The sequence below is a fragment of the Kineothrix sp. IPX-CK genome, from assembly GCF_039134705.1.
In the GTDB taxonomy this organism is placed as follows: domain Bacteria; phylum Bacillota; class Clostridia; order Lachnospirales; family Lachnospiraceae; genus Kineothrix; species Kineothrix sedimenti.
Genome location: NZ_CP146256.1, coordinates 4654496 through 4670905, shown reverse-complemented (window position 1 = coordinate 4670905; position 16410 = coordinate 4654496). Strand labels below are relative to the sequence as shown.

13 protein-coding genes and 1 pseudogene are annotated in these 16410 nt (G+C 41.3%); 1 reads left to right on the top strand and 13 read right to left on the bottom strand.

All coding sequences use genetic code 11. The features are described 5' to 3' along the window. Positions 1-34: 34 nt before the first annotated feature. The 4 genes from V6984_RS22035 to V6984_RS22020 are packed head-to-tail and all read right to left on the bottom strand — an operon-like array spanning position 35 to position 3814. Positions 35-631 carry an ATP-binding cassette domain-containing protein gene (locus V6984_RS22035; RefSeq protein ID WP_342757739.1) on the bottom strand — a complete coding sequence of 199 codons (597 nt, stop codon included), beginning with the start codon at positions 629-631 and terminating at the stop codon, positions 35-37. A gap of 23 nt (positions 632-654) precedes the next feature. After that, the gene (locus V6984_RS22030; protein ID WP_342757738.1) at positions 655-1413 is read right to left on the bottom strand and encodes an ABC transporter permease; all 759 of its coding nucleotides are present in this window, start codon (positions 1411-1413) and stop codon (positions 655-657) included. Beyond that, a complete protein-coding gene (locus V6984_RS22025) occupies positions 1394-2485 on the bottom strand; it encodes an ABC transporter substrate-binding protein (protein WP_342757737.1) in 1092 nt (363 codons plus the stop codon). Before V6984_RS22025 ends, V6984_RS22030 begins: the two co-directional genes overlap by 20 nt. 24 nt (positions 2486-2509) lie before the next feature. Then, the gene (locus V6984_RS22020) at positions 2510-3814 is read right to left on the bottom strand and encodes a DUF6688 domain-containing protein (protein ID WP_342757736.1); all 1305 of its coding nucleotides are present in this window, start codon (positions 3812-3814) and stop codon (positions 2510-2512) included. 298 nt (positions 3815-4112) lie between these two features. On the opposite strand from V6984_RS22020, the pseudogene V6984_RS22015 reads away from it, so the two are divergent. After that, a pseudogene (locus V6984_RS22015) lies at positions 4113-4992 on the top strand (HAD-IC family P-type ATPase); the annotation flags it as partial. A 1-nt stretch (position 4993) separates the two neighbouring features. Here V6984_RS22015 and V6984_RS22010 read toward each other — a convergent pair. From V6984_RS22010 to V6984_RS21970, 9 genes are all read right to left on the bottom strand, one after another. After that, complete coding sequence (locus V6984_RS22010) at positions 4994-6181, bottom strand: anaerobic nitric oxide reductase flavorubredoxin (protein ID WP_342757735.1); 1188 nt, start codon at positions 6179-6181, stop codon at positions 4994-4996. A gap of 112 nt (positions 6182-6293) precedes the next feature. Continuing rightward, positions 6294-7868 carry an ABC transporter ATP-binding protein gene (locus tag V6984_RS22005; protein WP_342757734.1) on the bottom strand — a complete coding sequence of 525 codons (1575 nt, stop codon included), beginning with the start codon at positions 7866-7868 and terminating at the stop codon, positions 6294-6296. Continuing rightward, on the bottom strand, positions 7858-8694 hold the full coding sequence (locus tag V6984_RS22000) for an ABC transporter permease (RefSeq protein ID WP_342757733.1): 837 nt from the start codon (positions 8692-8694) through the stop codon (positions 7858-7860). Before V6984_RS22000 ends, V6984_RS22005 begins: the two co-directional genes overlap by 11 nt. A 1-nt stretch (position 8695) precedes the next feature. Further along, a complete protein-coding gene (locus V6984_RS21995) occupies positions 8696-9679 on the bottom strand; it encodes an ABC transporter permease (RefSeq protein WP_342757732.1) in 984 nt (327 codons plus the stop codon). 200 nt (positions 9680-9879) lie between these two features. Continuing rightward, a complete protein-coding gene (locus tag V6984_RS21990; RefSeq protein ID WP_342757731.1) occupies positions 9880-11481 on the bottom strand; it encodes an ABC transporter substrate-binding protein in 1602 nt (533 codons plus the stop codon). Positions 11482-12002: 521 nt separating this feature from the next. Beyond that, complete coding sequence (locus tag V6984_RS21985) at positions 12003-13244, bottom strand: extracellular solute-binding protein (RefSeq protein WP_342757730.1); 1242 nt, start codon at positions 13242-13244, stop codon at positions 12003-12005. A 117-nt stretch (positions 13245-13361) separates the two neighbouring features. Next, complete coding sequence (locus V6984_RS21980) at positions 13362-14312, bottom strand: hypothetical protein (RefSeq protein WP_342757729.1); 951 nt, start codon at positions 14310-14312, stop codon at positions 13362-13364. A gap of 24 nt (positions 14313-14336) precedes the next feature. After that, complete coding sequence (locus V6984_RS21975) at positions 14337-15431, bottom strand: hypothetical protein (RefSeq protein WP_342757728.1); 1095 nt, start codon at positions 15429-15431, stop codon at positions 14337-14339. 212 nt (positions 15432-15643) lie between these two features. After that, entirely contained in the window at positions 15644-15946 is a 303-nt protein-coding gene (locus V6984_RS21970; RefSeq protein WP_342757727.1) for a hypothetical protein, read from the bottom strand. Between the last annotated feature and the right edge of the window lie 464 nt (positions 15947-16410).

Genomic DNA, 16410 nt, shown 5'->3' with positions numbered 1-16410 from the left:
CCGCTTCGTTATAGAATAAAAGATTCCGAAAGCCTCAAATTAATCTATGATCTCCGTTATTCAGAAATATTATTTTTCCATCCATAAATTTCGCTTCATTTTCATCGTGGGTCACCAATATAACCGTCTTACCCATACTTTTTTCCAAGGTATAGCTCATGACTTCATTTTTTTTATGTTCATCCAGCCCTTTAAAAGGTTCATCCAGAATCAGAATATCATAAGGGGACAGCAAGGCCCGTACCAGAGCGGTTCGTCTTCGCATACCGCCGGATAATTCCCTGACGGGCTGCCTTTCGCTTCCCGAAAGACCTACTCTTTGCAGTTCTTCCTCGATCTGCCGCACGGTTATCCCGCTATCGCATACCAGACGAATATTGGAAACTGCATTCAGATTTTCACAAAGTCTGTCCTCTTGAAAGACCATGCCGATCCTTTTGTTTTCCATTCCTATAACACTTCCCTCATCCGCCTTCTCAAGCCCCGCCAGAATTCTGAGAAGCGTTGTCTTGCCTGCTCCGGAGGGCGCCATAACAGAAGTAACTGTTCCCTCTTTTATTTTGATGGAAAAGTTACGAAGTACTTCTTTCTCCCCGTACTTTTTTGATACATTAATAACTTCAATATCCATTTCTTATGGTTCTCCTTGGGTTTTCAACCTCTCTCCATCTTTTTAACCAACTTATCCACAAAAAGTAGAAATATTTTCTCGAAACTCACACTCAAAAGGACAATGGTGAGTGTCCATGCAAATAAATCCGGAGTCTGCAAATAAATCTTCGCTTCATATAACTTTTCTCCGATAGATCCTTTCGGAATGCCTATCACCTCCGCTGCAATCCCCGCCTTCCAGCATAGTCCCAGGGACAGAGAGGCCGCCGTCTTAAAAAAGGGCATGATCTGAGAAAGATATATATATCTGAGGCGCCTTCCATAAGGTACTTGAAAGACCTGAGCCATTTCCAGAAGCTGCCGGTCCATCCTCTCTATACCCTCCGAAATATTATGATATACCACCGGCAGTACCATGAGAAAGGAAATAACTACCGATAAATTGCGGGAAGGCACCCATATCAATACGAGGATAATGAAGGATGCCACGGGCACTGTCTTTATTACCGCGATAAGAGGTCGTATCAGTTCCTTGATAAAGTTGTGAACAGAGCTGATTGCTGCCAATATCATTCCGGCACATAAAGCTAACAAAAATCCTCCGATGATACGAAGGAGAGAAAAGAAAATGGATTGCCAGAACGAGAAAGTAAAGGACAATTGCAGAAATTTAGTCAATACAACAACAGGAGATACCAAAAGTATCTCCTGCCCGATAGAACGCGCCGCTATCTCCCACACGAGCAGCCATAGCAAAACAGCCCATATTTTTATATTTGATTTAATTCCCTTGTCTTTCATAGTAAAAGTCATCTGCCGGAATCTCTCCTCCCACGGACTTTTCATTCTGTTCCAACAATACGCTCAGATATCCCGAAAGTTTATCCTTCATTTCCGCTCCCTCGATAAAAGTAATATTGCAATACGGCAGCGCCTTTTGTGCTACAGCGGCAGGAACGATATCGAACTTCTCGATAAGCTTTGCTGCTTCCTCCATATTTCCATTTACGTAATCTACAGATTTCTTATAGGAATCCATAAAAGCACTTATTGTCTCAGGATGCTCCTCTATGAAATCGGCTCTCGCTACAACGACTCCGGTAAGAAGGGCACTGGGCGTCTCCTCATCCTTTTGCAGCATGTCCCACTCCTCTGTCAGATCAAGCGCAATACGTATTCTGTCATCCTGTGTCTGCGCTATGGTAACGAAGGGCTGAGGGAGCAGAGCGATACCTCCATCTTCGGAGGCCGCAAGCGCCGCCACACATTCCGCATGTTCCGACTTCCATTCTATCGTTACATCTTTTTCCGGGTCTATTCCATTTTTCATAAGAATATAGTCTATTGCATATTCCGGAGTTGCGCCTTTTCCGCTGGCATATATGGTTTTTCCTTTCAAATCCGCCGCCGAATGTACCGTATCTCCCGTATCCACAATATAAAGCACCCCTAAGGTATTGATAGACAACACCTGTACCTGGCCTTCCGTATTGTTATAAAGCACCGAAGCCAGATTAGCGGGGACTGCCGCAATGTCCGCCTCACCCTGGACCAGCTTGGGAGTTACTTCATCCGCAGAAGCCGCGATGGTGAACTCATAATCGTTCCCGTTCACAGCACCGGATTCGCTTTCATTCATAAACTCTACTAAACCCATAGCGGTAGGCCCTTTCAGTGCCATGACCCGAACCGCTGTATCTGTCGTATCGGATATGTCCGCAGTCTCTTTAGTCTCTTCTCCAGGAGCCTGGCTCTCCGCCCCGGAGGTTTCCGTCGGCTGGACCTCCGAGGGACCTCCCGCCTGGCTGCCGCAGCCCGTTATTAGTGTGAGGCACAAAGCCAAACTTATAGGCAACATCAATAATTTTTTCATAATTCTTCCCTTCCTTACCATTTATTAATTTATTTCCTCAAACCTCATATGAGGTTTGGGAATATACTGCAGTGCAATTCTATTCTCCGGCTTGCTGTCACAAAGGTAAATGACCATCAGGAAAAACCATTCTGCCGGTTTCATAACATAATAAATAAAATCTGCCATAAACGGCGATTTGATATTCTTAGCAATCGGATAACCATATTTATCGTAAGCATCTCTTATCACTGCGTGCAAGCGAGGAGTCCTTTCTTCAAGAATCTGCTCGAATGCATTAGCAACGCAAAGCTGTCTATTGACGATGACCTCATGTCCGTGCCTCACTCCAAGCCGCAGAGGCTTCACCACCCTCTTATGTCCGCCTGCTGCTACCGTGCATAAATAGTGTTCGTCGTACATAACGTTCTGCGGAGCTATTCTTTTGGACAAGCTCCAATCAGCTGTCTCCGTCCAGGCCTTTATAAAGCTGTCCGGCGCCTGTCCGAACAGCATCAGGATCACGATCACAATTCCCAGAAGCGGAAGGATAAGTATCAGTCCTATGACTGGCCATTTGGATGAATTCATCAGCCATGACTGGATAAAAGAAAAGGATTCTTTTGTCTGACTTGCATCCGCAGCCTGAAGCTCCTGCCATCTGAATATAAGCTCCTTTATTGTTTTAAATACGATAAGAATAAAATTAAACGGCAATAAACTAAAAAATATGCTGTCATATTCCATTTCCCATATTTGCACAATCCAAAGAACGCACTGTGCCGCTCCCAGATACATGCCGGCAATACAGAAGGTAAGGACTAAAGGCGGTAGTTTTTCCAGCCTGCCATAGCGAACGATAATATATCCCAGCATAGAAAGGCCGATGATCGCTAATATGGTAGGCAGGGCCTCCGTAAGAATAGGAGAATGCTTTTCCAAATTCCAGAGCTCGATCCACCAATCATTAAAGGTTATATTAGAAAAACCTGAACCCGCATAGATGACGCTATAAACAATTCCAAGAAAAATGGTGAGTGCCTCAATTCTCCTGCTGCCTCTCGAAAGCTCCGAAGAGGGATTTTTAAAAAACAAGGCAGCCATATTTATTATCGTCAGCACCAAGGGTACCGCAATGAATATCCAAATAAGGATAAAAATAATAAAATACATGTACAAATCATCCTTATCTACCCCATGATTTAATATCTCTGAGATAAAAACCAAGACGGCCGGAACGGTAAAAACAGCAAAGCTAAGAACCAGACATAAAAGTATTGGATGCTTTTTATAATGAAAGACTATTTTTCTAAATAAACTTTTTATAATATTTTTTAATCTTACACCCATTGTAATAGTTCTCCCCAATCACGTTCTTACGCAGCCTAACAGCAAGTGTTAAGCTGCTGTGTAAACGGTAATCTATTATATTAAAAGTTTGTTAAATTTTTATTACACTTAAATATTACCACATAAAGCAATAAAATGAAAGAAAAGGGAAAGCTTTCGGTTGCTTGAAATGAGGATAATTTGTTATTTTACTAAGGAGGAAGAAAAATGAAGCACCATAAATATTGGGCGTGGGCGATGGTATTCTGCCTCATAATGACAATATACACCGGATATGAACACTAATGACTACGAAAGAGGAAAATATCTTGTAGCCATAGCACAAGCAGATACTATTGTCTTCGATAAGACCGGTACCCTGACCAAAGCACAACCTGCGGTTATCAATGTGGTTTCCTTCAACGGAGACTCTCCCGACGAACTGCTGCGGATGGCTGCATGCATGGAAGAGCATTTTCCTCATTCCATGGCTAAAGCCGTGGTGAACGCCGCCAGAGAAAGGAATCTGGAACATGAAGAAATGCACTCCAGGGTAGATTATATCGTCGCACACGGCATTTCTACTTTTATAGGAGATAAAAAGACGATTATCGGCAGCCACCACTTTGTATTTGAGGATGAAGGCTGCGAACTTCCTGAAGGCATGATGGAAAAATTTCATAAGCTGCCCGGGGAGCAATCTCACCTATACCTCGCCATAGACAATAAGCTGGCAGGGGTCATCTGCATAGAGGACCCGTTAAGAGAAGAGGCCGAGGGAATCATTAATTCCTTGAGAAAAGCCGGAATAAGCAAAATAGTCATGATGACCGGAGATAACAAACGTGCTGCTGCTTCTATCGCGAAAAAAGTGGGTGTAGACGAATACTATTCGGAAGTTCTTCCTGAAGACAAAGCGAAATATGTGGAAAAAGAGAAAGCAGAGGGGAAAAAGGTGATCATGGTAGGAGACGGTATCAACGATTCTCCTGCTCTATCTGCCGCAGATGAAGGAATAGCTATCAGTGACAGCCTGATGAAGCGCATCGGCACAAACTATCGTTTCATCGTCGGCTTTAAACTCCGAATTGATCGCTCTGGGAGCAGGAGGCATCCTGCAGCCCGCAACCTCTGCGCTGCTGCACAACACCTCCACTCTGGCTGTAAGCGTAAAGAGCATGGGAAATTTACTGGAATAAATTATAGTGCCTTGGCGAATTGTCTGCCATATTCCACACATGAGGTAATACCCTCCTCATCCGGCACCCAGAGCAGGCGCAGGCCGTCATTAACAACTTCAAAGCCTCCTTCACCGAGGAACTTTGTCAACTGCTTCACCGATTCGCCGCTCCAGCCGTAGCTTCCAAAAGCTGCGGCTTTTTTATTTTTGAATTTAAGGCCCTTCATCATCTCGAGAATACCGCCCATAGAAAAGAGCAGACCATTGTTAATGGTGGAGGAGCCTGTAAGAATGGCTTTGGAGCGGAATACCTCGGTAATAATATCGTTCTTGTCCTCCTTAGCAGCATTCATCAGCTTGACCGTTATGGAAGAATCGGTCTGACGAATGCCCTCCGCTATGGCTTCCGCCATTTTACGGGTAGAATTCCACATGGTATCGTATACGAGTGTAACCTGATTTTCCTGATAGTTATCCGCCCACTTTAGATAGTTCTCGATAATCTGAACCGGATTATCCTTCCAGATTACTCCATGGCTTGTACAAATCATATCTACCGGAAGGTTAAGAGCTAAGACCTCTTTGATTTTCTTCATAACAAGAGGACTAAAGGGGGTAAGGATATTCGCATAATATTTCAGTGCCTCTGCAAAAAGCTCTGCCTCATCCACAGCATCGTTATACAGAGATTCTGTCGCATAATGCTGCCCGAAGGCATCGTTGCTGAAAAGGATATTTTCTCCGGTCATATAAGTCATCATGCTATCCGGCCAATGAAGCATGGGCGCTTCCACGAAAACCAGCTTGCTTTCACCAAGATCCAGAGAATCCCCTGTCTTAACAGTTACGAAATTCCAGTCCTGATGATAATGACCCTTTATTATTTTTACACCGTTCGCCGTACAATAAATGGGTGTATCCGGAAGCTCTCTCATCAATTCGGGCAATGCGCCGCTATGATCGATTTCACTGTGGTTTAAAATAATATAATCAATTTTCTCTAAATCGATTTCCTGTTTTAATCGAGCTACGAACTCTTTGTCATAGGGCTGCCATACCGTATCTATCAGTACGTTTTTTTGGTCTCTGATCAAATAAGAATTGTAGGAAGAGCCCCTGTGGGTGGAATACTCATCTCCGTGGAACTTCATAAGCTCCCAGTCCGTTTTTCCTACCCAGCTCACTTTATCGGTCAATTTCTTTCCCATAAAATACCTCCTTTTCTCTCTCCTTTTTATATTTTCCTTTTTTCCTATATTTAATCATACCTAAAATCTTTGATGGGTACAAGCTCTATCGAAAAAGAACTTTTTAAACGATTTATATAAAAGGTTCGAGTCCGCCCTGGGCGCGTTCGGTGCTGCCGAAGGCTGCCGCTTCTATTAGTGCTTTTGTATAGCTGTTTTCTGGTGATTCAAAAATTTCCCGGGCTGTGCCGTGTTCAACTATACGTCCCTCATTCATGACGTATACCCTCTCTGCAATCATACGTAATACTGATAAATCATGAGTGATAAAAAGCACAGCAAGGTGACGTTCACGACGGAGCTTTTCGAGCATATTCAATATCTGGTTCTGAACGACTACATCCAACGCCGACACTGATTCATCACATATTAACAAATCGGGGCGGGGCGCCAGGGCATGCGCAATTGCTACTCTTTGTCGCTGTCCCCCCGATAATTTGGCGGGTTTTCGATCCAGAAGTTCTGCGGGTACTTCAGCTAGAGATATCAATTCTTCTAGCTCGCTAAGCGGTCTGTTTGATGCTTTCAGCGCTGATTCTAAAATATATCGTATTTTATGGGCAGGATTAAGCGATGAATAAGGATCTTGAAAGACTATCTGAGTGCGGTTTTTTCCGAAAAATTTAACCGAGCCGGAATCAGCCTTGGTTAATCCGACAAGACATCTCGCCAATGTTGTTTTACCCGAGCCTGACTGCCCTACTATGCCGACGCATTCGCCGGCACATACGTCAATAGTAACATCAATAAGTGCATTAACGCTGCCGAATCTCTTGTTCAGGTTCTCTGCCTTAAGCAGGATGTCGCCGCCCGAATGAGAATCGGAAAACGATCTTATCTGCAAAAACCGGTCGGCTTCGATTAGTGTTTTGGCCGCTTCCGAACGGGGTTGTTCGGTTACTTTTTTTGCTGTGCCTTCTTCTACAATTTTTCCGTTTTCCATAACCAGCACACGGTCGCATCTTGTTTTTGCAAGGCGTATATTGTGGGTGATTATGATTAAAGGCATCGTGCGAACACTGCGGATATGATCGATAAGGTCGAGAATTTCCTTTTGTGTTATTACATCCAACGCGGTAGTTGCTTCGTCAGCTATCAGCAGACGGGGTTGGGTTGCAAGGGATGCGGCAATTACTATCCTCTGCCGTTGACCGCCCGATAATTCAAAAGGGTATCTGTCGGCGACTTCTTTTGGCAGGCCGACTTCTTCCAGGGCGGACACAATATTAAATACGGCTTTTTTATCATTCGGGACGCCGTCCAGAATTTGTTTGCCGCACTTTTTCAGAGGATCAAGGGCGGTAAAGGGGTCTTGCATAACCATACCTATACCGCTGCCTCTTATTTTTCCCCACTGCTTTTCACGAGCGTTAAGATTAAATTTTTGTTCGTCTATTCTGTAATCTCCCGCCTGCTTCGCCTGATCCGGAAGCAGCCCGATGAGGGAGCGCATCATCATTGTTTTGCCCGAGCCCGATTGCCCTACAATACCGACACTTTCATTACCTTCCAGCTTAAAATCTATACCTTTTAATATTTCGCTCTCGCCGATTTGCACCCTTAAATCGCTGATGCTTATTTTAATTGTAGCTTCGGCATCTATTTTTTGAACTTTATTTTCGGAGGGCTGTACCGGATTAAATGTCATCTAAACCGCTCCTTTCAAGAAGATAGCTGCCTATAAGATTAATAGAAACAGCTGTTAAAATTATTACGATACCCGCAGAGAGGGACACGGCGGGATTTTGTGACAACAACTCGCGCCCGTCGGAGAGCTGCCGTCCCCAATCGGCTTCCTTTGGTCCTACTCCAAGCCCCAAAAATGACAAGGACGACATACTCATTAAACCGTATGCTATGTTTAAAAAGAAATTAACCAGCACTACCATCGCGATATTGGGGAAAATGTGTTTTGCTAAAATGTTAACAGCGCTTAGATTAAGCATTTTTGCCGATTCGATATAGGGTTTGCATCTTTGCTGTATTACCGCAGAGCGTACCAAACGGATATCGAAAGGAGAATACAAAATAATCATAACCAGAACGCTTACCCAGTAACCCCCGCCGATAATTGCAGCCGCAACAATAGCCAGCAGCATTGACGGCATTGAAAGAGTTAAATCCGCATAAGCTGATACGATTTTATCCCAAAATCCGCCAAACCAACCTGCTGTACTTCCCAGAACTAGTCCTATAATAAGGGATCCCAACGCAATACACACCGGCCCTATCATTGCACTGCCGGCACCCGCAATGAGAAGTTTTAGTACATCACGCCCCAAAGCATCGGTACCGAGGAGATGACCTTCTGAACCGATGGGCAGCTTGGTATTATTAATATCCAGGCTTAAGGCATCGGGAGCAAAAAGCGAGGGAGCAATAATCCACAAGAAAATTATAAACAAAAACAGGCCTGATAAGATTATTCTGGCAGGAGGTACCTTTAACTTTTTATTTTTTATAGTTTTTTTCATATCAAATTTCCCCCTTTGCCGCTTTTTTATTGCCACTTTGTGCTCTGTGGGTAATTGGATTGAAAAGATAAACTAAAATATCAACGAATGCCGATGTAAAACAAATTATTACCGCCAACATAAGGGCGATAAACTGAACAACCGGAACATCGCGAAAAGTAACTGATTTGGTTAGCAGTTCGCCAAGCCCGGGAATTGCAAAGACGTTTTCTATCAAAACAGTTGAGCCGAAAAGGCTTGCGAGCACCAGCCCTGTGCTTGTTAAAACAGGAGATGAAGCGTTTTTAAGCTGAGAGAGCACTATCTTTTTTGTGGGGATTGCCCGTGCACGCATAAATACGGTGTAGTCACTGGATACTTCCTTTAGCATAGCAGAGCGGGTTATTTTAATAAGCAGGGCGGCGACTCCTATCGTAAGTGTGATTGCCGGCAAAACTAAGTGCCACAAAACATCAATAGGATTACTCTCGTCACCTATGCCATACATTGGAAAAATGCCGAACTTATAGGAAAAAAAATAGAGCAGCACCAACCCTAACGCAAAACTCGGCGAGCAAGTGCCGATTAAAGATGAAATGTCGATTATTTTATCGGCAAGCCTGCCTTTTCTGCGCGCCGACACCACACCCAGCCCAACGCCGATCATTATGCTGAACAGCAGGGATAACCCAACAAGCTGAAAGGTAACGGCAGCGTGGGAGGCTATATAATCGATAACAGGGTATCCCGCCTTTATTGAGTTGCCGAAATCAAGCGAAAGAGCATCCTTAACCCACCTAGTGTACTGGGAAAGAAAAGGATCATTTAAATGGTACTGCTCGCGGATTTGGTTTAATAACTCGGGAGTGACTTTTTTCGCCCCCACAAGGGCGCGGGCAGGGTCACCGGGAGCTATATAAAGCAGTGAAAAAATAACAAAAGACAGCACCACCAGCGAAACAAGACACTGAAGCAGCCGTTTTATAATAAATCTTAATTTGCTCATAATATTTTCATCCTAGTTACCATCAATTGACAAGGTCTAACACGCTCTAAACCGTGTGTAACCTTGTCAATTGATAGTATATTCATACAAAATGAACTCACACTTCCCGACATTTTTGTTTGCTATCGGGAAGTGTGATGTTTATTATTAATTTTAAACCTTAAATTGTAGAAAACTGTGCTGTCTTCCATTATAAACTATTATTTTGTAAAAGTAAAATTTTGGGGCCAGTTTTGTGACAGGAAAGTATATGAGCTGAAGTTATCAACCTCAATCGAACTGTTGTAGGCAATTGCGCCCTCGCCCCACCAGATGGGAGCGTAAATTGCCTGTTCCTGCGCTATACCGATACCCTTTAACAAATCATCAAGACCTTCTTCAGCAGATTTCTCGTAAATCGCCTGAAAATAGGGCTGAACCGATTCATCTGTCCAGTTTGCAGGGTTTGTACCCTCGCCTGTGGTATCAAGAAACCATACGGCAATTTCGGCTGGGTCGAGTGTTGGCGGGCGGTAATCCATCCAGTCAATCCCCTTTGTACCTGAACCCATTTCGTTTAGCCACTGCTCGAGAGGAATCTCCTGAACATCAACAGTGATTCCTATTTCTTTCAGGGAATCGGCAATCACTAAGGAAGCCTTACCTAGATCCTGGTTACTGTCGGGATAATAGATCGTTGTTGAAAAGGGTTCTTCGCCTGAAAGCTCGAATTCCTCTTTTGCTTTTTCAAGGTTATAATCATAATGCGTAAGCTCATTTAACTTTTTGCGGGCATCATCAGCCGAGAGAACAGTTGCGAACTGCTCGGGTGCTGTGAATGCCGTTGCCTTTTCCGGATAGCCATCCTTTATGCTGTCGATAATCCCTTGTGAATCAACTGCGTAGGAAACAGCCTTGCGAATGTGCTCGTTATCAAAGGGTTTTACGGTTAAATCAAAGGTCAAACCGACATAAGAGCGGTCTTTATAAGTTTCTACCTTAGCACCGTCTACCGACTGATAATCGCTTATCTGACTTACTGGAATATCAAAGGCAAAGTCAACATCACCCTGCTTGAACGCAAGAAGACGGGTCTGGCTGTCGGGGATAAAATCTATTCTCACCTTTTTCATCTCGGGTGTGCCGCCCCACCAGTAATCGGAGGCTTCCAGTGTCACGTGAGAGCCGGGAGAGAATTCTGATATTTTATACGGACCTGAGCCAAGCAGCAAATCCTTAGCGGAGCCTATTGCTTCAGCATTTTGCGCCCATTCCTTTTTGGTTACGAACAATCCTCCATTATTTGATATCGACCAAATAAAGTTTGACTGTGCATGGGGTAATGTGATTTTTAAAGTATATTCGTCCACTTTATCAATGGCAAAACCATCGGGGTAAAAATAAGCGATTGAGGGAGACTGTTCAGGGTCGGCGCTGCGCTCAATTGAATAAATGATATCATCAATCGTTACGGGTGAGCCATCGGAGAACTTGGCATCTTTTCTCAGATTGAATGTCCAAACGGTAGAATTCTCATCCTCCCAGCTTTCAGCCAGCGCGGGATGGATCTTTCCGTCCTCACCAATCGCTACAAGACCTTCGTTAACTATCTGCTGAATATAATACTGGATAACTGAGCCCTCCTGACCTGCTTCGAGCAAGTTAATGGCATCGGGCACTGCAATTACCAGTGTTTTTTCTTCTTTCGAATCAGTGCCTGGAACGGTCGAGGCTGAATTTCCGCAGGCGGCAAGGCTTGTAAGAGTTAGAAGTGATACGATAGTTACAACCGTGCGGGTAAATAAATTTTTTTGCTTTTTCATTTCTGTCACCGTCCTTTTAAATTAATTTATTGTATTCATATATGATTTGTAGGTTATATTATATTGCCTGATTATAGATTTGTCAAGTATTTCATACTCAGTCTTTTATGATGCTTTTATCAGATTTTATGGGCTGTATATTGAATAATTATTATTGATAAAGAAAGAGCCCTGCAACTATTGAAATTACAGGGTTTTTACAACGTTCCCGAGGTGACTTGAACACCCGACCTACCGCTTAGGAGTTCCTATGGAGGGTTACATCATCATTTGTTATCAGCATTTTGTCTATTGCTTATTAAATAACCCTCTTTTCTCTTTGTCTGTCAAGGGGGTGTGAAACCAATGCAAAAAAGTGAAAATTCTAAAAATTCCGTCATCAAAAAAAGTGCATTTAGAGTAAGTTCTAAATCCACTTTTTAAAAAACATATATAATCAAGATATCAAATCCCCAACAGTCCGTATTTCAAAGGCATGAAGTTTCTCCAAAGCAGCCCGACCGCCAAGGACAATCTCGAATCTATTTCTTCTCATTTATATATATACTTGCTCGATTTTGAATAATATCTGCGACATTATCTACATTCCGATCATCATTAAACAAGTAATCTGCCTCTTCCAGCATGATGCTATATAGGTTAGAATCAACCGTCATACTAAACTCAATTTTACTAATAATTGCTTTAAGTGTTTCTGCATCTTCATTAGTTATTTCATAGATATTAACAGAATCTTCACTATCAAAAATAAGCCGCTCTTTTACTACCTTTTCGCCATTTGAATCAAATTCTGCCCTCTTTGCATCCTCTAACTTTTGTTCCAATGAACTGATTCGAAGCGGTAATCCGCTTTCGGTGTTATCTTGGAATTCACCGTCAAGCAAGCTTCTTAAAAACCCCCATGCTTCCTCTTTATTTTTACTGGTTGAACTGATACCGATTGAGATATCAACAATCGCCGCCATGTTCCCATTGCCTGAATCAAGCGGATAACCAATATAAGTCGGCGTTTCCCCATAAAGCGTTCTTATTCTGGTTGTTCCATAAACATTGTCAATGGAAACCGGATACAAAAGAGCACGGCCTTCTGTAAAAAATGCCTTCGCCGAGTAATCATTCGCCATGTTTAGACTTAGCGGAAATTGATTAGCAAAATTTAAGATTTCTTTAAAACTGTCACTATTAAAATGGCATATGCCTTCACCCCAATCAACGTAGTTTTCCAGACTCCCATAGCAGATCATTCCGAAAACAGCTTTTTTAGTTTCTCCCGGAAAAAGAATACTTTCATCATCCAGCATATTGTAAGCATCTGCTAATTGCTTAATATCCATTCTTTCTAAACCTAAAAGTTCATTGTTAGCCGTAGCATATGAGTCTATTCTATAGGTGGGTACAAGCACATAAAGGCTATCACCTACCTCAAAAGATTCAAGAATATTATAGTAAAAATCTTGCTTATCAAACGACTCATCATTTTGCATTAAAGGGTATAAATCAGCCATCATTCCGGATGAAGCATCAAGCGGTGAATATTGCCCGCCAAAATTAATCATGTCAGGGCCTTTTCCGGCACTAATTTCGACTTTGATTTGATTAAAGGCTTCAAACGAGTCCGAGTAATTATCTAAATAATTTACAATTTCAATTTTTACATCAGAATTATTCTCATTATACAAATTCACCCATTGAAATAGCTTTGACCTTGATAACTGCGATTCACTTTCAAAGACCGCCAGCGTCAAGGTTTTTGTTTCTGTCACCGCAGATGACTTCGCATTACATCCCGTAAATGAAAAACACAATATTAGTAAAATCCATAAGATATGCTTTTTCATCCCAATATTCCTCATTCTATCATTATTATATGTACGATAATTCTACTGGAAAACACCTGTTACTAAATCTATCGTTTTCAATTCTATAGATTTTATTTTGTGCCTTTTATCATCATCTATATCAGTAAAAAAAATGTACAGTTCATCTTCTACAAAAAAGCTCTTAGTAAATTCAGCTTCGAATGGAGGAAAATATATTATATTCTCAGCAGCTTCCGAATTAAAATTATATCCATAAACACCATATATTCCCTTCATTACCAAATCATATTTTGTGCATGTTCCCATGACACTATAAATCTCTTCAGTTGGCAAAATATTTCCATTACATATTTCATTGATTAATCCATCAGCAAATGAAATGATTTTAAATCCACTCCCAGCATCGATATTTTTACAAAATAGTGCATACACTTGTCCGTCTTTTCCGGTTGCCATGCTTTCAAATGAAATATCACTCGCTACATCCTTTAACCTGGATGTTTCAAATCCACTTTTATCTATGACTATTACCTCATCCGAAGAAATCTCTCTAATGAAAAAATTCCCATTTCCATCAATAGTAAACGCCCGGATTCCTCCGTTGTTTTTCTCATCTATAGAATTTGTAATGTCATATTTATTTAATACAATCCCATTATTGATTTTCCATATCTCATATATTGCGTTTTCGTCTTGTTTTCGCACAATTGAAAATAAGTTATTATCTTTGTCCAAGGCAATTTTTTCAAAACTCATGGAATCTATTAATGTCATATTATTATATAATGACATTTTATATCTATCCTTATCTAAGATATAAATCCCGCTTGCTAACAAATCCCCAGACTGGTCATCAAATGTATTACCAATAATAAAAATCTCATCTATACTACCGCAAGCCGCTACAGGCATTGCCGGATGGTCATGTGTTTGTAGGAAAAATATAGTACCTACTGCAAAGGTTAGCATTAAAAGCACAATTATGATAGCCTTTTTCCTAAATTTCTTCATATTTTCTCTACTTTCATAATATCCTTATTTACCCACAGGAATATACTTAAAAAGCAGATGCTTAGAACTCTCGCCATCAACATTATCTGCATTATTATCATTTACTGTTTGTCCCAGCAAAAGCAGCCGGCCATCGGGCAAAAATATGCGGAGCCAGAATTCCGATTCCGTATCGAAACCCAAACGAAGATCAGATAGTGGCACACGGTTTTCCATGATTCCACTTTCCGTATCGCAAGCCCAAACTCCACTGTATGGGCTCAATAGCAAAAGATTCGTATCTGTACCGCCGGACATCGCCATAAAAATCTCACTGCCCGGAAAATAAAGGGACGAATTTTCATTTTTTATTAGGCAGTTTTTCACATCTAACTTACCAATTTCCCATTTCTCATCCCGATCGCCGTAAACGAGATAAATCTGGCCGTCTTTTCCGACTGCGGCTTCCCTTGTCCACCTAATTCCAAGTGATTCCAACGTAAATTTATGCTTAAGCACACCTTCACTGTCAACAATTATTCCATTCCGATTTAGAGGCCACTGGATATAATAGGTACCGTCTTTATGAATCAGAAACCAAAGCGGCACTTGTTTTTCTTCAACATATGCGGAAATGTCAATTGTTTTGTCAACCTGATAGCTTTCATCAAGCCGCCAGATAAAATATTCCTCGTTATCACGGTCCGCAATGAGTAAATGAATTCTCCCATAGCTGTCAAAAGCAAGATTGTAAACATCCATTCCTTCCGGGATGTCAATATTCGCCGGGCTAAGCTCATCTGTACCAACCGGCATGATATAAAAATCCTGCTTGTCAACCAAATATATATTCTTCCCATCGGATTTACAGAGAGGCGGAGATGCCAACAGATCAATATAATCCTCACTGTAATAATGAATATCTTCTATTTTGGTATTTACAGGAACCTCAAGCGGCTTTGGCAAATCTTCGGATGGTTCATTATTTTCATCATCTTTCATCCTTCCTTCTGTTTCTGTAAATAAATTATCACTATCAATCTTACTGTTTTCACTTTGCCCGCAGCCAGATAAAATGAATATGCCAATGAGCAATGTAATGAATGCTTTTCTTTTCAAAATAAACCGTTGTCTACTCATCTTTTGACCCCATCCAACTAAATAAAACACACAATCTCAGTACATTTAATTTTAAATAATAGAGGCATAGGGTATCTCAAAAGATGATAATTCGAGACACCCTTTCCTTCAAAATGATTAGAATCAACTATGTACATAATAGGCGTAGTCCATATAACCTATTGTTTGACTCTTATCTCTTTTTACGTGGATACAAGTATTATCAACCATGGTCATTGATGGTCATATAAATCATAGCCCATATAACCTATTGTATTAGTCTTCACTCTCTTTACATGAACCCAATAATTATCGCTATACTCAGAGTCAATCCATATGCCCTCGCCTTTGTACATTAATTCCAATATGGTCCCATTGAAACTTGGGGTTTTTCTTAATCGGACACCATCTCCACCAACCGTGGCATACTGGTTAAAGTTTGCAGCATAAGTTGTTAATGGTGCAATTAAAATTATTGCTCCCATAATAAGTGCAAATGCACCAGCTAAAGTTTTGTTCTTAAAATGTTTAATCATAGTTCTTCCCCCTTTTTTTGATTTAATATAAGATCTGTTAAAAAACTGAAAGCCTTTGACCAATCTTTGATTTTTTCTCCCATCTTACTTCCATTAAAAAAACTAATCATCTCTAAAATAAATAGTTATTTTTCTAATTATCATATTCTCACCCCCCTCACTCAGATAAATCAGAAAAGAAACTTTACCAGCTTTCGTAGAATTTCATTTCTAAGGGACTAATTCTGCTTGTAAAATTCTCCTTTTGCTTCTTTCTTTTGGCTAAAATATTTTTACAAATTATAAATCAATCCAATCTGTGTCCCCCAATAACCCTGGCTTACGTTTTATTTCCAATATTGGCAATGTTTGCCTTAATTGGCAACCGTTGTCAATTAAGATGATTATACCATAGCAGAATTGTTATGTAAAATCAAGTCGTTTTTTGAAAAAATCGGCAACTCTTGTTGACGCTGACAATCTTA